The organism is Nonomuraea sp. NPDC049750 (assembly GCF_040659625.1).
Classification (GTDB): Bacteria; Actinomycetota; Actinomycetes; order Streptosporangiales; family Streptosporangiaceae; genus Nonomuraea.
Map to the genome: position 1 here is coordinate 420,925 of NZ_JBFANB010000003.1, position 18,410 is coordinate 439,334.

The 18,410-nt window shown below is 68.8% G+C and carries 18 protein-coding genes; 12 read left to right on the plus strand and 6 right to left on the minus strand.

Annotated elements, in window-relative coordinates; genetic code table 11:
* The first annotated feature begins 19 nt into the window (after positions 1 to 19).
* On the plus strand, positions 20 to 616 hold the full coding sequence (locus AB0J16_RS10435) for a helix-turn-helix domain-containing protein (protein ID WP_357942381.1): 597 nt from the start codon (positions 20 to 22) through the stop codon (positions 614 to 616).
* An 8-nt stretch (positions 617 to 624) separates the two neighbouring features.
* On the opposite strand, the gene AB0J16_RS10440 is transcribed toward AB0J16_RS10435, so the two are convergent.
* From AB0J16_RS10440 to AB0J16_RS10450, 3 genes are all read right to left on the minus strand, one after another.
* Positions 625 to 831, minus strand: coding sequence for a hypothetical protein (locus AB0J16_RS10440; protein WP_358536913.1), 207 nt, complete (start codon positions 829 to 831; stop codon positions 625 to 627).
* 124 nt (positions 832 to 955) lie between these two features.
* Positions 956 to 2,764 carry a DNA helicase RecQ gene (recQ, locus tag AB0J16_RS10445; RefSeq protein ID WP_358536915.1) on the minus strand — a complete coding sequence of 603 codons (1,809 nt, stop codon included), beginning with the start codon at positions 2,762 to 2,764 and terminating at the stop codon, positions 956 to 958.
* 4 nt (positions 2,765 to 2,768) lie between these two features.
* Entirely contained in the window at positions 2,769 to 3,941 is a 1,173-nt protein-coding gene (locus tag AB0J16_RS10450) for an MFS transporter (RefSeq protein WP_358536918.1), read from the minus strand.
* A 63-nt stretch (positions 3,942 to 4,004) separates the two neighbouring features.
* Between AB0J16_RS10450 and AB0J16_RS10455 the strand changes: the two genes are divergently transcribed.
* The 3 genes from AB0J16_RS10455 to AB0J16_RS10465 all read left to right on the plus strand — a co-directional run bounded on the left by AB0J16_RS10455 (position 4,005) and on the right by AB0J16_RS10465 (position 5,359).
* Positions 4,005 to 4,766, plus strand: coding sequence for an SDR family NAD(P)-dependent oxidoreductase (locus tag AB0J16_RS10455; RefSeq protein ID WP_358536920.1), 762 nt, complete (start codon positions 4,005 to 4,007; stop codon positions 4,764 to 4,766).
* A gap of 28 nt (positions 4,767 to 4,794) precedes the next feature.
* Positions 4,795 to 5,040 carry a type B 50S ribosomal protein L31 gene (locus tag AB0J16_RS10460; RefSeq protein ID WP_219526926.1) on the plus strand — a complete coding sequence of 82 codons (246 nt, stop codon included), beginning with the start codon at positions 4,795 to 4,797 and terminating at the stop codon, positions 5,038 to 5,040.
* A gap of 85 nt (positions 5,041 to 5,125) precedes the next feature.
* On the plus strand, positions 5,126 to 5,359 hold the full coding sequence (locus AB0J16_RS10465; protein WP_358536923.1) for a DUF3040 domain-containing protein: 234 nt from the start codon (positions 5,126 to 5,128) through the stop codon (positions 5,357 to 5,359).
* Positions 5,360 to 5,377: 18 nt separating this feature from the next.
* On the opposite strand, the gene AB0J16_RS10470 is transcribed toward AB0J16_RS10465, so the two are convergent.
* Positions 5,378 to 6,085, minus strand: a complete 708-nt coding sequence (locus tag AB0J16_RS10470; protein ID WP_358536925.1) for a maleylpyruvate isomerase family mycothiol-dependent enzyme — start codon at positions 6,083 to 6,085, stop codon at positions 5,378 to 5,380.
* Between the two features lie 153 nt (positions 6,086 to 6,238).
* Entirely contained in the window at positions 6,239 to 6,844 is a 606-nt protein-coding gene (locus tag AB0J16_RS10475) for a hypothetical protein (protein WP_358536927.1), read from the minus strand.
* Between the two features lie 324 nt (positions 6,845 to 7,168).
* Here AB0J16_RS10475 and AB0J16_RS10480 point away from each other — a divergent pair, with 324 nt between their 5' ends.
* Positions 7,169 to 8,041 carry a sugar kinase gene (locus AB0J16_RS10480; protein ID WP_358536929.1) on the plus strand — a complete coding sequence of 291 codons (873 nt, stop codon included), beginning with the start codon at positions 7,169 to 7,171 and terminating at the stop codon, positions 8,039 to 8,041.
* A 161-nt stretch (positions 8,042 to 8,202) separates the two neighbouring features.
* Here the strand turns inward: AB0J16_RS10480 and AB0J16_RS10485 are convergent, their stop codons facing one another.
* The gene (locus tag AB0J16_RS10485) at positions 8,203 to 11,466 is read right to left on the minus strand and encodes a discoidin domain-containing protein (RefSeq protein ID WP_358536932.1); all 3,264 of its coding nucleotides are present in this window, start codon (positions 11,464 to 11,466) and stop codon (positions 8,203 to 8,205) included.
* Between the two features lie 237 nt (positions 11,467 to 11,703).
* Between AB0J16_RS10485 and AB0J16_RS10490 the strand changes: the two genes are divergently transcribed.
* The 7 genes from AB0J16_RS10490 to AB0J16_RS10520 all read left to right on the plus strand — a co-directional run bounded on the left by AB0J16_RS10490 (position 11,704) and on the right by AB0J16_RS10520 (position 18,405).
* Entirely contained in the window at positions 11,704 to 12,690 is a 987-nt protein-coding gene (locus tag AB0J16_RS10490; protein ID WP_358536934.1) for a LacI family DNA-binding transcriptional regulator, read from the plus strand.
* Positions 12,691 to 12,783: 93 nt separating this feature from the next.
* Positions 12,784 to 14,133 carry an extracellular solute-binding protein gene (locus tag AB0J16_RS10495; RefSeq protein WP_358536936.1) on the plus strand — a complete coding sequence of 450 codons (1,350 nt, stop codon included), beginning with the start codon at positions 12,784 to 12,786 and terminating at the stop codon, positions 14,131 to 14,133.
* Between the two features lie 5 nt (positions 14,134 to 14,138).
* A complete protein-coding gene (locus AB0J16_RS10500; protein WP_357646875.1) occupies positions 14,139 to 15,005 on the plus strand; it encodes a sugar ABC transporter permease in 867 nt (288 codons plus the stop codon).
* Positions 15,002 to 15,931 carry a carbohydrate ABC transporter permease gene (locus AB0J16_RS10505; protein WP_358536938.1) on the plus strand — a complete coding sequence of 310 codons (930 nt, stop codon included), beginning with the start codon at positions 15,002 to 15,004 and terminating at the stop codon, positions 15,929 to 15,931. Before AB0J16_RS10500 ends, AB0J16_RS10505 begins: the two co-directional genes overlap by 4 nt.
* 3 nt (positions 15,932 to 15,934) lie before the next feature.
* Positions 15,935 to 17,449 carry a glycoside hydrolase family 13 protein gene (locus tag AB0J16_RS10510; RefSeq protein ID WP_358536940.1) on the plus strand — a complete coding sequence of 505 codons (1,515 nt, stop codon included), beginning with the start codon at positions 15,935 to 15,937 and terminating at the stop codon, positions 17,447 to 17,449.
* Entirely contained in the window at positions 17,446 to 17,973 is a 528-nt protein-coding gene (locus AB0J16_RS10515) for a carboxymuconolactone decarboxylase family protein (RefSeq protein ID WP_358536942.1), read from the plus strand. The genes AB0J16_RS10510 and AB0J16_RS10515 overlap by 4 nt, the downstream gene beginning before the upstream one ends.
* A 48-nt stretch (positions 17,974 to 18,021) precedes the next feature.
* A complete protein-coding gene (locus AB0J16_RS10520) occupies positions 18,022 to 18,405 on the plus strand; it encodes a hypothetical protein (protein WP_358536944.1) in 384 nt (127 codons plus the stop codon).
* Positions 18,406 to 18,410: the final 5 nt, after the last annotated feature.

Sequence of the window (18,410 nt, forward strand, 5' to 3'; positions counted from 1 at the left end):
TCGGTGTCAGCGTGGAGCCATGTACGAAGTCGCGGTGATCGAGGACCCGGCCGCCGCCGAGGCGTCGCTGGATCCGGTACGCGCCCGGCTGCTGGCCGAGCTCGCCGAGCCGGGCTCGGCCACGATGCTGGCCGCCAAGGTCGGTCTGGCCAGGCAGAAGGTGAATTACCACCTCCGAGCCCTGGAAAGCCACGGTCTGGTCGAACTCGTCGAAGAGCGGCGCAAGGGCAACTGCACCGAACGCGTCATGCAAGCATCGGCCGCCTCCTACGTCATCTCGCCGACGGCCCTGTCGGCGGTCCAGCCCGACCCGTCCCGTTCCCCCGACCAGCTCTCGGCCCGCTGGCTGCTCGCCCTGGCCGCTCGGCTGGTGCGCGACGTGGGCGCCCTCATCACCGGGGCCACGAAGGCCAAGAGGCGGGTGGCGACGTTCGGCATCGACGGCGAGGTCCGCTTCGCCTCAGCCGCCGACCGTGCCGCCTTCGCCGAGGAGCTGTCCGGGGTGGTTACTGCGCTGGTCAGCAAGTATCACGACGAACAGGCCGAGGGTGGGCGGCCCCATCGGCTGGTCATCGCTATCCACCCATCTGTGGGGAAACAGAGCACTGATGGGTGATCTGTTCGTTAATCAGGGGTTCGCCGACGGATGATCCGGCCGAGATGCGGGTACGGATAGCGGCGCATGAGTGCGAGGGCGGCCCTGTACCCCAGGCCGTACCAGACCGATGAGTGCATGTGCGGCCCTGTCGACGCGGCGGTGAAGCCCAGCGCCGAGACCAGGGCGAGCAGCGTGGTGGCGACGGCCGATCTTCGTGCGGCCGTCGCCCCCACTAACGGCCGCCCACCAGCAGACCGCCATCCGCCACTAACCGCCCGTCACAAGCCGCCACCGCCACCCGCCACAAGCCGCCACCCGCCACAAGCCGCCACCCGCCACCCGCCACGAGCGAACCCGTCACGACGCGAGCGTTTCCAAAACCTGTTCGCCATACTTGGCCAGTTTGTTCTCGCCCACCCCGTTGACCGTCCCCAGCTCCGCCAGCGTCGACGGCGAAAGCGTCGCGATCTCCCGCAGTGTCGCGTCATGGAAGATCACGTAAGCCGGCACCCCCTGCTCCTTGGCCGTCGCCGCCCGCCACGCGCGCAGCCGTTCGAAGATCGGCGCGGCATCGGCCGGCAGCTCCACCACGGGACGGTCCTTACCGGAGGTCTTGGCGGTCTTCGCCCGCGCGGCCCGCTCGGGGTCGCGGCGCAGCCGCACCTCGCGCTGCCCGCGCAGCACGTCGGCGCTCGCGTCAGTGAGCACCAGCGCGCCGTAGTCGGACTCGACGGCCAGCAGCCCCTGCGCCAGCAACTGGCGCACCACCCCGTGCCACTCGGTGTTGCCCAACTCGGCGCCCACCCCGAACACGCTCAGCGAGTCGTGGCCGTGCTGCAGCACCTTGGCCGTCTTCTTGCCGAGCAGGATGTCGGCGATCTGCCCGACACCGAACTTCTGCCCCCGCTCGCGGCGCAGCCGCAGCACCGTGGACAGCACCTTCTGGGCGGGGACCGTGCCGTCCCACGACTCGGGCGGCGCCTGGCAGGTGTCGCAGTTGCCGCACGGCTTGGAGTCCTTCTGCCCGAAGTAGTCGAGCAGCATCACCCGGCGGCACTCGACCGTCTCGCACAGGGCCAGCATCGCGTCGAGGTGGAGCACCTGGCGGCGGCGGTGGGCCTCGTCGCCCTCCATGGCCAGCCGCCGGTGCTGGACCACGTCCTGCAGCCCGTAGGCCATCCAGGCGGACGCGGGCAGCCCGTCGCGCCCGGCTCGGCCGGTCTCCTGGTAGTAGCCCTCGACGGACTTGGGCAGGTCGAGATGGGCGACGAAGCGTACGTCGGGCTTGTCGATGCCCATGCCGAACGCGATCGTGGCCACCACGACCAGCCCGTCCTCACGCAGGAAGCGCGCCTGGTGCGCGGCGCGGGTGCGGTTGTCGAGGCCCGCGTGGTAGGGCACGGCGGCGATGCCGTTGTCGACCAGGAAGGCCGCGATCTTCTCGACTGAGGAGCGCGACAGGCAGTAGACGATGCCCGCGTCGCCCTCGTGCTCGGTGCGCAGGAAGTCGAGGAGCTGGCGCTTCGGCTCGCTCTTGGTGGCGATGCGGTAATGGATGTTGGGCCGGTCGAAGCTGGCCACGAAGTGCCGGGCCTGCTCCAGCCGGAGCCGCGAGGCGATCTCGGCGTGGGTGGCCGGGGTGGCGGTGGCGGTCAGCGCGATGCGCGGCACCTCCGGCCAGCGCTCGTGCAGCTCCGACAGCGCCAGGTAGTCGGGGCGGAAGTCGTGTCCCCACTGCGACACGCAGTGCGCCTCGTCGATGGCGAACAGCGAGATCTCGCCCTTGGCCAGCAGCCGCAGCGTCGTCTCGACCCGCAGCCGCTCCGGCGCCAGGTAGAGCAGGTCGAGCTCGCCGGCGAGGAAGGCCGCCTCGACCCGTTGTCGCTCGTCGAAGTCCTGGGTGGAGTTGAGGAACCCCGCGCGCACGCCGAGCGCCGTCAGCGCGTCGACCTGGTCCTGCATCAGCGCGATCAGCGGCGAGATGACCACCCCGACCCCGGCGCGGACCAGCGCGGGGATCTGGTAGCACAGCGACTTGCCGCCGCCGGTCGGCATGAGCACCAGCGCGTCGCCGCCGTCGACGACGTGATCGATGATCTCCTGCTGCCCGGCCCGGAACGAGTCGTAGCCGAACACGCGGTGGAGAGCCTCGGTGGGGGTATCCATGCGGCTACCTTACGTGTTCGCCGGAGGCCGTTCGCTCTGTTCGCCCACGGCGATCGTAGGCCACCAGGGAAACAGCGCCGAGCCCGCAGGCCGCCGCCAGCGCCACCATCACCGCAGGGTACCCGGCCAGCTGCGCGACGCCCGCCGCGAGCAGCGGGGCGACGGCCTTGGCCACGGTGATCGGCAGGGCCAGGGCCCCGCTCAGCGTCGCGTAGGCGCTGGTGCCGTACCGCTCGGTGAGCAGCGCGGGACGGGCGATCGTCGCCACCCCGAACCCCAGCCCGAACAGGACCACACCGCAGATCGCGCCCGCCACGCTTCGCCCGGCGACCGGCAGCAGCAGCGCGGCGGCGCCCTGCAACCCGAACACGGTCGCGGTGATCAGCGCGACCGGCCACCGCCCCTGCAACCCCGTGGTCACCAGCCGTCCGGTCACCGACAGCACGCCGAGCAGGCCCGCCACGGTCGCCGCGAAGAGGGGCGAGTGGCCGAGCGCGATCAGGTACGTCACCAGCAGCACGCCCATGACCGACACAGCGCCCGTCTGCGTCAGGAACGCCACCGCCAGCAGCCAGAACGGCCGCTCCCGCAGCGCCGCCCCGACGACGCCCCGGTCCACGACCTTGGAAGAGGGACGGCTCCGTACCGCCAGGAAGTGCAGGGGTACGGCCGTCAAGGCGTATCCGACGGCCAGGATGACCAGGGCTTGTCGCCAGCCGTACCGATCGACGAGGAAGCCGGTCAAGGGCAGGAAGATGCTGGAGGCGAAGCCGGCCACGACGGTCACGGCGAGCAGGGCCCGCGAGCGTCGCGCCGCGTCGAACCAGGCGACGATCACCGCGAACGCGGCCTCGTACAGCACCATTCCGGAGGCGACGCCGAGCACCACGCAGACCAGGTAGAGCTGGGGCAGAGTGTGCACCTGGGACCAGGCGAGCACGGCCAGCGCGCCGAGCGCGGAGCCCGCCGTCATCAGGCCCCGCCCGCCGTGCCGGTCGAGCCAGCGGCCGATGGGCGGCGCCACGAGCGCCGACACGAGCACGGCCAGCGTTATCGCGCCGGTGAGCTCGGCGACCCCCGCGTGCATATCGCGAGCCATCGGGGTGATGAAGACCGAGAAAGCATAGTAAAGGATGCCGTATCCGGCGGTCTGGGTGATCGCCAGCGCACCGACCAAGCGAGCAGACGAGGCGATCACGAATGGTTTCGTTCCCGTTCATCAAGCTATGGACACTGTGACATGAATCGCACCTATGTCGTCACAGGTGGCGGCCGGGGCATCGGCCGGGCCGTGGTGGAACGGCTCCTCAAGGACGAGTCCACCGTGGTCGCCGTCGAACGCGATTCCGCCGCGCTGGACTGGGCGGGCCCCCGGGTGATCCCGGTCGTCGGCGACGCGGCGGACGAGACGGTCACCGAGCGGGCCGCCGACCTCGCCCAGGGCGCGGGCCGGCTGTCCGGCTGGGTGAACAACGCCGCCGTCTTCAGGGACGCCTCCGTGCACACCGCCACGACCGCGGAGATCCGCGCCCTGATCGCCGTCAACCTGGACCTCGCCGTCGTCGGCTGCGCCACCGCCGTGCGGCGCTTCCTCCAGTCCGGTACGGGTGGCGCCATCGTCAACATCACCTCCCACCAGGCGCGCAGAGCGGTGCCCGGCAGCCTGCCGTACTCCACCGCGAAGGCCGCCATCGAGGGCCTGACCAGGGCGTTAGCCGTCGAGTACGGCAGGCGCGGCATCCGGGTGAACGCGGTGGCGCCCGGTTCGGTGGCGACGGAGAGGTACGCCGAGTTCCTGGCCGCCCAGCCGCCCGAGGTGGCGGCGGGAATCGAGGCGGAGATGGCCAGGTTGCACCCCCTCGGCAGGGTCGCGGGGGCGGACGAGGTGGCCGACGCGGTGGCGTACCTCCTCTCGGACGGCGCCGCCTTCGTCACGGGCGCGACCCTCCCGGTGGACGGCGGCCGCGCGGCACTCGGACTCGATCCCGAATCGAGGGAATGAAAACCATTGTCGTACGGTTGCAAGGGCCATGAGAAAGAACCTGCACCCCTCGTACCAGCCCGTCGTCTTCCGCGACCCGAGCGTCGGGTTCGCCTTCCTCACCCGCTCGACCCTGACGAGTGACAGGACCGTCGAGTGGGAGGACGGCCACACCTACCCGGTCGTCGACGTCGACGTCTCCTCGGCGAGCCACCCCTTCTACACCGGGCGCGGACGTGTCCTCGACACCGCCGGTCGCGTCGAGCGCTTCAAGCAGCGCTACGGCAAGGTCTGATCGCTACTTCCGCCGGTGGAAGCCCGCATGTGCCGGTTACTAGTGGGTACATGGCTTTCACCGGCGTGGAGTGATGGTGGTCAGAATGAGCCTATCTGGAAGGGAACGCCGCATCCTCGGGGAAATCGAGCAGGCACTTGAGCTGGAAGACCCCGACATGGCGCGGCGGGTAGCCGCAATCAACAAGATCGAGACAGGGTCGGACGCGGGGGCCTACCGCGAGCGCATGCAGTCGTGGGCCGGGGCGCACATCTGGCTGCTCGCGCTGCTCGCGGTGATCGCCGTACTTTTGCTCGTGCTAGCTGTCATCACCGCCTGAGCGAACACACATTTGACCTCAGGCCAGGCACCTCAGGGCCGAGGCGATCCGCGGGTCGAGATCGTGGCCGTCAGGCAGACGCCCCACCGTGGCCTCGACGAACTCCGTCGGCGACAGCGTCGCGCTCAACCCGTCCGTGCGTACCACGACCCGCTCTTCGGCCGTCTGTTCCACCTGGACCTCCGCCTCCTGCTCCGACAGGGCGAACCGGCCGACCGCCACCCGCCAGCGCGTCCGGCCCTCGGCCTCCTCCTCCGTCACCGGCGCGCCGACGTCGTCGGCGTGCGTGGCGTACTCGGAGTCGTAGTGGAAGGCCTGCAACCCCACCGGGTACGGGCCGGCCATCGTGTCGAGCGAGGCGTCCCGGCCGAGCTCGCGCATGCGGCGCCGGGTGTCGGCGTTCTCGGTCCGCCATTCGGCCAGCACCTGTTCGACGGGCATGTCCCGGCGCTGTCGTACGCTCCACTCGTTGAAGTCGTGGAAGCCGTTGACGCCCTCCCTGGCGAGGCGGGCCAGCAGATCCTGTACGTTGCCGTCGAGGCAGGCGTGGTTGTACAACTCCTCACCCGCCAGATGACCCAGGACATCGCGGACGGACCATCCCTCGCAGCGCGACGGCCGCGCCCATCCGGCGTCGTCGAGACCGGCGAAGAAGCGGTCGAGCCTGGCCGCCTCCGCGTCGAAACCGTCGAACGGATCGAACTCTTTCAACAGATCATCAGCCATACCTCGAAGCTACCCGTCGGCTGTCCTCTCTCACGAAAGGCGCGGCGCAGAACGGTCAAGCTCCGGACAAGACGGAAGCCCGGCCCCCATACGGGAACCGGGCTTCCGCTCAGATGTGACTAGCCGAGCTTCCGCTCAGCGGAGTCAGTGAGTTCAGCGGAACCAGCGCGGGACGACCCGCACGTAGTCGGTGCCGCTCGTGGCGCCCTCGAGCTCATCGTCGCCCGCGTACACGGCCTTGAACAGGCCGCTCTTGTAGGCGCGCGTCTGGGCCTCGATCTTGCCGTTCCAGCCGGTACGGTCGGAGGCGACCCACTTCCAGCCGCTGGAGCCGTTGGCCTTGTAGAAGATGCTGACCCGCTCACCGCGGACGCCCTTCCAGCGGTCGTCGTCGTTGACCTGGAGACGGCCGGAGAACCAGATGGTCCTGCCCTTGCGGACCTTCGACGGGTCGGCGCTGAAGCGCGAGATGCGCGTCTCCGCCTTGCCCTGCTGGATCTCGACGGCGAAGAACGCGGTGTCGGTGTCGACGACCTTGCCGTCCTTGCCGAACGCCTGGGCGGTGGCCTTCCACTTGCCGTCCTGGTCGTTCTCGTTGAACGGGACGGAGAAGCGCCAGCTCTCGACCGTGTTGACGTCCTTGGCCCTCAGAGTGCGGGCGCGCGGGTTGACCGGCTCCACACTGAGCTGGACCTTCTCGACGTCCGAGCTGGCGTCGACCTTGAAGAAGGCCTCCGTCTCGCTACCGGCCTTGACCACGACCGGGTTCGGTGAAATGTCCCTGATATCGACGGTCGGAGCCTTCGTCGTAGCCGACGCGGCCCCGGCGCCCGAAATCAGAAGCGTCCCGCCCACAAGGGCAGAGACGAGTCCTACAGCGATGTTCTTCATGAGGGTGCTGATTCCTCTCGTATCCCCGTTTCGGTGAGGCCGGCTCGGGATAGCCAACCTCCACTACTACTTTGAGGCACAAAATGGGGAAAAAGTTCGCTAAAGTTACAGAAAATCTTTGATCACGGTCTTGACCAGGACCGTTACCAAAAAATCCGATTTGTGATTCCCTGACCGACTACAGTCTGCGCCATGACCGACGTCTACACGCTCGGCGAGGCACTGGGGGTCGTGTCCAGTGGCCGGGTACGTCATGAGACCGAAGCCCGGTTGGACGTCACCGGCCCGGAGCTCAACCTCGCCATCGCCCTGTCCCGGCTCGGGCACAGGGTCGCCTACCTGGGCAAAGTCGGCAACGACGAACTGGGCGCCAGGGTCCTCACCGTGCTGAGAGGCGAGGGCGTCGACGCGGCGGACGTCAGAGTCATCGAGGGCGCGCACACCGGACTGCTGCTCAGGGAGGCGCGCGTGGGCCGCGAGCAGCGCCTCACGCACTACCGCACCGGATCGGCCGGTACGAGCCTGAAGCCTGGCAACGTGCCCATCGACCGGATCGGCTCCGCGAAGATGCTGCACGTCACCGGCCTGACGGCGGGACTCGGCAGGGACACCCTGGAGGCGGTCCGTACGGCCGTGAGCGCGGCCAAGACCGCCGAGGTGGCCATCTCCTTCGCCGTCGACTACGTACCGGAGCTCTGGCCGTCGGTACGCGAGGCCGAAGAGGTGCTGAGCGAGCTGGCCTGCGCCTCCCACCTGCTCTTCCTCGGCCAGGACGAGCTCGACCTGGTCAAGCCCGCGCTCACGCCGGAGCGCGAGGTCGTGGTGAACCGCGGCCTGAAGGGCGCGAGCGTACGGGCGGACCGCATGCGCTACGACGCGCCCGGCCTGCAGGTGCCGATCGTCGACACCGCGGGCGCGAGCGACGCCTTCGTGGCCGGCTACATCAGCGCTGCCCTGGACGGCCTGACCCCGCCGGAGCGCCTGCACCGCGGCACGCTACTGAGCGCCGCCGCGGTGACCAGCGCCAGCGACTGGCAGGGCCTCCCCATCAGGGCCGACATCTAGCGCGGCATCCTCTCCCCGAAGAGGGCGTCCCTCTCTTGGGGCCGCCGCCACGACGGGCCGTCTTCTCCCGCTCCCCCGAAGGGGGTATCTCCCAAGGGACACCAGCCACCACGCGACCGTCACAGAGATCGAGACGGTCGCGTGGCGGACCCCCCGGGTGGTCAGGGGTTGACGTTGATCGTGAAGGTAGACGTCGTGTTCTTGATGTTCTGCGCGTTGTTACCGAACCGCAGATTGTTGAACGTCACCGACCCCACGGCCGGCCCCTGCCCCGGCTCTGGCAGCTCGTTGGCCCACACCCCGAAGCCGGACTTGGCGTCGAAGGCGTCACCACTCTTCTGAGCCCCGCTGATCGACACGTTCGTGAAGATCGTGTCCTTGACCGGGTTCTGCGGCTGGTTGCCCACGTAGTTCGTCTGGAACATGATCCCGTGGTAGGTCGGATCGACGATGTCCAGATTGCTGACCCTGATCCCCTGGAACACCTTGGAAGCGGAGAACACCCACATCGCCGGGAACGTCTGCTGCCCCCAGAAGTGGCCGCCGGCCCTGACCAGCGAGATGTTCTCGAAGCTCGTGGGCGGGCTGGCCCCGAACCCGAGCATCGGGATGCCGAAGTCCAGCGAGCTGATCGTGACGCCCGAGTAGACCAGCGTGTCGGCGACATAGATGTTCCGGAACGTGTTGGCGTACCCGCCATAGACCGCCACACCAGCCGCCCGCCAGGTGAGCAGCGAGGTCAGGTTCTCGAAGACGTTGTCCCGCTGCTCGCCGTTGTTGATGTCGATGGCCGAGAACAGCGCGAAGCTGTCGTCGCCCGTCGAGCGGGCCTCGATGTTCGTGACCAGGTTGCCGGTGCTGCCGTTGGTCATGTTGATGCCGTCCGCGAACGTGTCGCGGATGCGTGAGTTCTTGATCGTCATGTTGTCGGTGTTGGTGCCCCAGAGCAGGCACATCTGGTGCTCCACCCAGATGTTGTCGATCACCATGTTCGCCACATTGGCCAGGTCGAAGACCTTGCCGGGGCCGTCGTTGCGCGAGGTGTAGTTGCCGAAGGAGGCGAAGTTCGCGAACGTCGACCCGTTGGCCGTGGCGTCCGCGCGGAAGCCGGTGTCGGTGTTCTCCTGGCCCGCCGGTGAGAGGAACCTGGTGAACCACGGCCCGGCCCCGACGACCTTGACCGCCTTGCCGTACACCTGGAACTTACTGGCCGTCTGGTAGTCGCCGGCGGGCAGATAGACGCCGACGAGCGTGCTGTCCTGGCGCGCCTTGTCGAGCGCGTTCTGCACGTCCTGGTGGGTGAATCCGGCTGGTACGGCATAGTGCGCCGGGTCCGGGTTCGGGATCTGCGTCACCTGCTCCAGGTCGACGAAGTCGATCGTGTACGTCGAGCCGTTGGCCGCATCCTTCTGCAGCTTGATCTTGTGTCCCGCCTGGACCGTGGTGCCGAGCAGCAGGTTGGCCTCGTCGTAGATGTGTCTCGGCGCCCCGGAACCGGGGGAGTTGCCGGGACCCGCCTCGGGGCCGTAGAGCCAGGCGTAGCGGGAGGTCAGATCGATCGTCTTGAGGAAGGTGCCGTCGACGTAGACGTTCAGCGTCGAGCTGTTCCCGCCGCCGCCCGCCGCGTCCGGGATGGAGAACCTGGTGACCAGCGTGTTCGTGGCCGCCCTGGTGGTGAACTCGACGTAGGAGCCGTTCGTGCCCAGCGTCACCGCCCGGCGTCCGGACGCCTCGCCGGCCAGGTCGCCGACGGTCCTGTTCGGGCCGATGCGGGTGGCGCCGCCGCCGATGGCCGCGTCCTCCGCCTCATAGGTGTCGTACGGCATGTGCGCGCCGCGCCCGACGAACAGCTGCTGCGTGCTGGTGTTGTTGGCCCGCTTGACCGGCAGCTCGTTGGCGTCGTCGGCCAGCACCACCTTGACCGTGTACTTGCCGTTGGCCGCGGTCCAGGTGCCGAGCCCGGCCGGTCCGGCGGTGGCGCCCGGGGCGATCGCGCCGCTGGTCGAGCCGGTCAGCGTCTTGACGACCGTGCCGGACTCGTCGGCGACGGTCAGCGTGATGCCGTGGGAGCCACCGCTGGAGGCCATGGTGCCCTGGTTCTTGATCCCTACCGAGAACGTCACGGTGTCGCCCTGGCCGGGATTGCCCGGCGTCCAGGCCACCGGTGCCGCGATCAGGTCGGCGGTGTCGACGGGTTTGACGGTCAGCGAGGCGGTGGCCGTGTTGTTGCCCTCGTTCAGCTCGACGACCTTGCCGTCCTCGTCGACCTTGGCGCTCACCTGGTAGGTGCCCGCGTCCCGTGTGCCGATGGCGCTCGACACGGTGGCCGAGGCCCCGGCGGCCAGGGCGCCCACGTTCGCGGTGCCCGCCTTGACGGTGCCCAGGTAGAAGTTGACGGAGGTCGCGGCGGAGGGGGCGGTGCCGGAGTTCTTCACGGTGGCCGACAGCGTGACCGCGTCGGTCTCGATCGGGGCCGCCGGCGACGAGGTCAGCCCGCTGACCGTGAGGTCGGGGTTGGCCGACGGGGTGCCGAAGACCTGGAACTCGGCGATCTGCCCGCCGGGCGCGCCCGAGTTCGCGGTGATCTTGAGCTGCACGTCCGCGACCTTGGCCGTCACCGGGATCGTCACGGAGTTCCCGGTGGCCGGGTCGAAGGTGTAGACGGCCTGCGCCACCAGGCTCGACAGGCCGCTGGCGCTCTGCTCGCGGCCGAGCACCTGGATGGTCTGCGTACGCCTGGCCCAGGCGGGGTCGGGGTTGAGCTTGAGCACGATGGAGGTGAGGTCGGCGTTCGCGCCGAGCCGTACGGTCAGCGTGCCGGGGTAGGCGGCGCCTTCCCAGTACGTCTGGACGCTGCCGTCGTTGGCGTTGGCCGCCACGTAGGTGTGGGTGTGCGACGACTCGGTGATCGGCTTGCCGCTCGCCAGGTTCGTCCCGTCACCGGGATCCTCACCGCCTGCCTCGCCGTACACCTCGAACTCGGAGAGCTGACCGGCGGGCCAGGCGCTGTTCGCGGTGATCTGGAGGCGGACGTAGCGCGTGCCGGAGGCGCTGACGGGGATCGTCGCCGTGGGGTTGAAGGTGTAGGTGGCCGCGTCCTTGATGGTGCTGAAGCTCGTCCCGTTCGCGCTGCCCAGCACGGTGAGCGTCTGCGTACGGCTCGGCCAGCCGCTCGGGAGCTTGAGCGTCAGCTGGTTCACGGTGGCGGCCGAGCCGAGGTCCACCTGCACCCACTGCGGGAAGGCGTTGTTGGCCGACTCCCAGTAGGTCGCCTGGTTGCCGTCGGTGACGTTGGGGGCGGGATAGACGTCGGTGAAGCTGCTCGCGGTGGCGGTCTTGCCGGCGGAGAGGTTGGTGTCGGCCGCCCACGCGGGGGCGGCCAGGACTCCGATGACTAACGCAAGGGCGGCTAGGACAGCTCTCATGGGGGATGGCCCTTCGAGGAAGACGATGGCCGAACCATAAGATGTCCAGCAGATAGCAGCAATATTTCGACGAGATTTCGCAAAGAATTGACTGACAGCCGAGGTCTCCTACCCACCAGAACGGCTGGTCAGAGCGCCAGGCGCGCTGAGTATCGGCGGCGACCGGCCGCAAGCAGCAGACGTCGGATCCACGTAAGCGGTTGCAAGCATTTGCGTGATCGGCCTTATAGTTTGCGCATGACGCGACGACTCGCAGAGGTGGCCAAGAAGGTCGGGGTGAGCGAGGCGACCGTGAGCCGCGTGCTCAACGGCAAGCCCGGGGTGTCCGAGGCGACCCGCGAGGCCGTGCTGACCGCGCTCGACGTCCTCGGCTACGAGCGCCCCACCCAGCTGCGCGGCGACCGGGCCCGGCTGGTCGGCCTGGTGCTGCCCGAGCTGCAGAACCCCATCTTTCCCGCGTTCGCCGAGGTGGTCGGCGGCGCGCTGGCCCAGCAGGGCTTCACCTCGGTGCTCTGCACCAGGACGGTCGGCGGCGTCTCCGAGGCCGACTACGTCGACCTGCTGCTCCAGCAGCAGGTCAGCGGCGTGGTCTTCGCCGGGGGCCACTACGCGCAGGCCGACGCCTCGCACGCCCATTACGCGCTGCTGCACGAGCGCAAGCTGCCCACGGTCCTGGTCAACGCGGCCGTCGCCCATCTCGACTTCCCACAGGTGTCGTGCGACGACATCGTGGCCGCCGAGATGGCCCTGGCCCACCTGCGGGCGCTCGGCCACGAGCGCGTCGGCATGGTGCTCGGGCCGAAGGACCACATGCCGTCGCGGCGCAAGCTGGAGTCGTTCCTCGCGGGTGGGGGCGATCCCGAGCTGGTCGAGCACACGATGTTCTCGCTGGAAGGCGGCCATGCGGCGGCCGCGCGGCTGGTCAAGCGGGGGGTGAGCGGCGTCATCTGCGCCAGCGATCCGCTCGCGCTCGGCACGGTCCGGGCCGCCCGGCGCGCGGGGCTGGCCGTGCCGGCCGACGTGTCGGTCATCGGTTTCGACGACTCGGCGCTGATGAACTGCACCGACCCGCCCCTGACCACGGTCCGCCAGCCGATCGACGCGATGGGCCGGGCCGCCGTAGACCTGCTGGTCGCCCAGATCGACAAGGCCGTGGTCCCCGCCGACGAGCTGCTGTTCGAGCCGGAGCTGGTCGTACGCGCGTCCACGGCCCGCAAGGCTTAATCCAGTCGTTATCTTGCAATCCACAGTCGCAATATTGCGGAGATCGGTCGGCGAACCTATGGTGTGGGCACCTCGCATTAGAAGGGTCAGCCCATGCAGAGATCCACAGGACTGTTAGTCGTCACCGTTCTCGGCCTGTCCGCCACGGCCTGTGGTTCGGGCGAGCCCGCCAAGTCGACGGCGGGCGGAGCCGCCCCGGTGTCGATCACGGTGGCCTGCCAGCCGGCGAAGTCCGCGCCCAAGGAGCGGCAGGCTTGGGACGACGACGTGGCCACGTTCATGAAGGCGCACCCCGGCGTGACGGTGAAGAGCACGGACCAGCAGCCGTGTTACGACCCCAAGACGTTCGGGCCCAAGCTGGCGGGTGGCCAGATGGAGACCGTCTTCGTGGTGCCCGTGACGAACTACAACGACGTGATCGGCCAGGGCCAGGCGCTGGACATCACCCCGTACACCAGCGAGATCAAGAACTGGAACGACCTGCGCCCCGACGTCAGGCAGCTGGTCACCAAGGACGGCAAGGTGTACGGCGTGCCGAACGTGCACTACGGCGTGGGCCTGGTCTACAACCGCGCGCTGTTCACCAAGGCCGGGCTCGACCCGAACACCCCGCCCAAGACGTGGGCCGAGGTCCGCGAGGCGGCCAAGAAGATCGCCGGCCTCGGCGCCGGCTACGTCGGCTACGGCGAGTACTCCGGCGGCAACACCGGCGGCTGGCACTTCACCCAGGCCATCTACGGCCGGGGCGGCAGCATGGTGACCGACGACGGCAAGAAGGCCGCGTTCAACTCGCCCGAGGGCAAGGCCGTGCTGCAGAACCTGCACGACATGCGCTGGGTCGACAACAGCATGGGCAACAAGCTCCTGGTCGGCTGGGAGTCGCTGATGATGGCGATGGGCAGCGGCAAGGTCGGCATGATGCTCGGCGCGCCCGACGTGGTCACCGACGTCGTCAACAAGTTCAAGGGCAGCGTCGCCGACTACGGCATCACCGGCTTCCCCGAGGCCAAGGCGTCGCTGAGCGGCGGCGAGGCGTACATGATCAACCCGAAGGCCACCCCCGCCGAGGCCAAGGCCGGACTGGAGTGGGTCGACTTCCGCTTCAACACCGCGGGCAAGGGCCGGTTCGACTTCGCCCGTGGCAAGACGCTCGGCAACCCCGTCGGCGTGCCCGACAACGACGTCTTCGGCGACTCGGCCACCGGCAAGGCGATCAAGCAGGACCGCACGGCGAACGCCACGCTGCCGGTCGCGAACTACCAGCCGTACGTGGACGCCGCCGCCACCATCCCGCCGAAGGCCGAGCCGGTGCACGCCCAGGAGCTGTACGCCATCCTCGACGTGGCCATGTCGGGCGTGCTGAGCCGCCAGGACGCCAACATCGACAGCCTGCTCTCCGACGCCGAGACCAAGGCCAACTCGATGCTGGCGACCAAGGGCTGACCTGAATGCGTGTCCTCAGGCGCAATCTGACGGCCTACGGGTTCCTGTGCGCGGCGCTGGCGTGCTTCGCGGTGTTCGCGTGGTACCCGATGATCAGGGAGTTCGTCCTCAGCTTCCAGAAGACGACCCTGGTCAACCCGCCCACCTGGGTGGGACTGGACAACTTCCTGACCGTCGTCCAGAACCCGTCGTTCGGCAAGGCATGGCTGAACACCGTGGAGTTCACGGCACTCGCCCTGCTCTGCGGCTACGCCGTGCCGTTCGTCATGGCACTGGTGCTCAACGAGTTGCGCCACGCCCGGGCCTACCTGCGGTTCGTGGTCTACCTGCCGGTCATGCTGCCGCCGATCGTCGCGGTGCTGCTGTTCAGGTGGTTCTTCGATCCCGGGCCCGGGCTGTTCAACCAGCTGCTCGACTTCTTCCACCTGCCGGCCCTGGCCTGGCTCGACTCCTCATCGACCGCGCTGATCTCCCTGGTCATCGTCGCGACCTGGATGAACATGGGCAGCGCGACGCTGATCTACCTGGCCGCGCTGCAGAACATCCCGCCCGAGCTGTACGAGGCGGCCGAGCTCGACGGGGCAGGCATCTTCAAGCGGATCAGGCACGTCACCATCCCGCAGACCCGGCTGATCCTGCTGCTCATGCTGATGCTGCAGGTCGTGGCCACCATGCAGGTGTTCATCGAGCCGTACATGCTCACCGGCGGCGGCCCGGAGGACGCCACGATGACCGTCGCCTTCCAGATGTACCAGTTCGCGTTCACGCTCCAGGACTACGGCGCGGGCGGCGCGCTCGGCATGATGCTGATGATCGTGCTCCTCGCTTTCGCGGCCTTCCAGCTCCGGCTCACCCGGGAGGACAAGGCATGATCTCCGTCGGTGCCCGGGCTGCTACCAGGGGACGGCGGGAGAGGAGAGCGCCGAAGCGGATCGAGGTTCAGTTTCGTACGATCGTCTCGCCGCACCAGCTCAACAGCAGGTGGGGCAGGCGCATCTACTGGACCGTCCTGGTCGCGGTCGTCACCGGCTCCACCCTGGTCTTCGTCTTCCCGCTCTACTGGATGATCACCGGCGCCATGAAGACGGGCGAGGAGATCGCCCAGATGCCGCCGACCCTGTTCCCCGCCCACCCCACGTTCGACGCCTTCATCGAGGCGTGGGACCTGTTCGACATCGGCGTACTGCTGAAGAACACCGCGTTCTACGCGCTGGGTGCCTGGCTGTTCTCCATGGCCGTGGACGTCGCGGCGGCGTACGCGCTGTCGAAGCTGCGGCCGATGTTCGGGAACGTGGTGCTGGGCGCGATGCTGGCCACGCTGATGATCCCGCCGATGGTGGTGATCATCCCGCTGTACGTCACGATCGTCGACCTGCACCTGCTGAACAACGCCTGGGGCCTGTGGTTCCCCGCGGCGGCGAACGGCTTCAACATCTTCCTGCTCAAGCGCTTCTTCGACTCCATCCCACGGGAACTGGTCGAGGCGGCCCAGATCGATGGCGCCGGCCCGCTGCGGGTCCTGTGGTCGGTGATCCTGCCGATCTCCAGGCCGATCCTCGGCGTGGTCTCCATCTTCACCATCGTCACCGCCTTCAAGGACTTCCTGCTCCCGCTGCTGGTCATGACCGACAGCGAGAACATGACGGTCAGCGTCGGCCTGTCGCAGACCGCCGGCGCGGTGAGCCAGAACCAGATCATGGGCGGCCTGGTCATCTCCAGCATCCCGATGATCATCGTTTTCTTCATCTTCCAACGGCACATCATGGCGGGCCTCACCGCCGGGAGCATTAAGGGATAGCGCATGTCGCAAACGTGGTGGCGGGGGGCCGCGATCTACCAGGTCTACCTGCGCAGCTTCGCCGACGGCAACGGTGACGGCATCGGCGACCTCGCCGGGCTGCGCTCGCGCCTGCCGTACCTGAAGGATCTCGGCATCGACGCCATCTGGCTGAACCCGTGGTACCCGTCGCCGATGGCCGACGGCGGCTACGACGTGGCCGACTACCGGGGCATCGAGCCGGTGTTCGGCACGCTGGCCGAGGCGGAGGCGTTCATCGAGGAGGCGCACGAGCTCGACATCAAGGTCATCATCGACGTGGTGCCGAACCACAGCTCCACGGCGAGCGCCTGGTTCCAGGAGGCGCTGACCGACCGCGAGGCCAGGGACCGGTTCTGGTTCCGCGACGAGCCGAACGACTGGCAGTCGATCTTCGGCGGACCCGCCTGGACACAGGTCGCCGACGGGCAGTGGTACCTGCACCTCTTCGCTCCAGAACAGCCGGACTTCAACTGGGACAACCCGGAGGTCCACCGCGAGTTCGAGGACGTGCTGCGCTTCTGGTTCGAGCGCGGCGTCGACGGCTTCCGGATCGACTCGGCGGCCCTGCTGTTCAAGTCGGACACCTCCTACGAGGACCTCGACGAGGTGCACGAGGTCTACCGGGGCTGGCGCGAGGTCGCCGACGAGTACGGCGACCGCGTGCTGATCGGCGAGGTGTGGCTGCCCGACCAGGAGCGCTTCACCCGCTACCTGCGCCCTGACGAGCTGCACACCGCCTTCAACTTCGACTTCCTGGCCTGCCCGTGGGAGCCCGCCGAACTGCGCCGGGTCATCGACCTCACACTGACCACGCACGCGCCGGTCGGCGCCCCGCCGACCTGGGTCCTGTCCAACCACGACGTCACCCGCCCGGTGACCAGGTACGGCCGGGCGGACACGACGTTCGCGCACGGCGGGCGCCTGCACGGCGTGCCCTCCGACCCGGAGCTCGGCCACCGCCGGGCCAGGGCGGCGGCCCTGCTGGCCATGGCGCTGCCCGGCAGCGTGTACGTCTACCAGGGCGAGGAGCTCGGCCTGCCGGAGGTCGAGGATCTGCCCGACGACCAGCGCCAGGACCCCATGTACCGCCGCTCGGGCGGCACCAACCGGGGCAGGGACGGCTGCCGGGTGCCGCTCCCGTGGGCGGGCGATGAGCCGCCGTTCGGCTTCGGCGGTCTTCGTACTTGGCTGCCGCAACCTGAGAGCTGGCGCAAGGTCACGGCCGAGGCCCAGTCGGCCGACCTCGGCTCGATGCTCAACCTCTACCGCACCGCGCTCGCCCACCGCCGCGACCTCCTCGGCGATGGCACGCTCAGGTGGCTCACGATGGGGCCGGACGTCCTGGCCTTCACCCGGGAGTCCGGCCTGACCTGCGTGTCCAACCTCGGCACCGCTCCCGTACCGCTGCCGCCGGGCCGGGTGCTGCTGGCCAGCGGACCCCTGGAGGACGGCGCCCTGCCGTCCGACACGACCGTCTGGCTAACATCGCTGGCGTGAAACGCCTGCCGTCCAAGCCACCGGCCCACCTCGACCCCGACGCCCTGGCCCTCTACGAGAAGATCGTCGCGGGCCCACGCGGCACCTCGATGCTCGACGACGCGGGCGGACTGATCGGCCCGTTCAACGCGATGCTGCTCAGCCCGCCGGTGGGCGACGCGCTGCAGGAGCTCGGCGCGGCGATCCGCTACCGCTCCGTGCTGAGCGCCCGCGCCAGGGAGATCGCGATCCTGGCCGTGGCCGGTCACTGCGACAGCGCCTTCGAGCAGCGCGTGCACGAGGAGATCGGGCGCGGGCTCGGCCTGACCGACGACGACCTCGCGGCGCTGCGCACCGGCGCCCCGCTGGACCTGCCGGATCCGGAGGAGGCCGCGGTGCTCGGCGTCACCAGGGCATTGGTGGCACGGGCCGACCTGGACGACGCGGAGTACGCGCGGCTGGGGGAGCGTGTGGTGTTCGAGCTGACCACGTTGGTCGGCTACTACACCACCCTGGCACTCCAACTGCGCGTCTTCCGCGTCTAGGCCGTCGAGCCGTCCGAGCCGTATGTTGAGATCAACGAAAGGGACAACATGCATCGAACGGCCACAACCTGCCTGACACTCGCTTTCGCCGCCATCACCGCCGTCCCCATCTTCGCCGCTCCGGCATCAGCCGCCGCTCCGACCGCAGCCGCGGCCGCCGTCGCGAAGCCGCCGAACGTACGCGCGTGCTTCGACGGGAAGTGCAAGATCACGATCACCAAGGCGGTGAGATTCCGCATCTCCAGCCGGTACGGCTTCACCCGGCTGTCCATCGCGCGAGTCGGTTCCGGCATGGTGAAGGTGCGGGGTACGGGGCCCGGCGTCTCCTCGACAGTGGTGCTCGGCTCGGGCGGCCGGGGGACGATCAACAACCTGTCGGTGAGGGTGTCAGTCACTAAGAAGTCGGCGACCATCCGTCTCGCCCCACGCTGACCCGC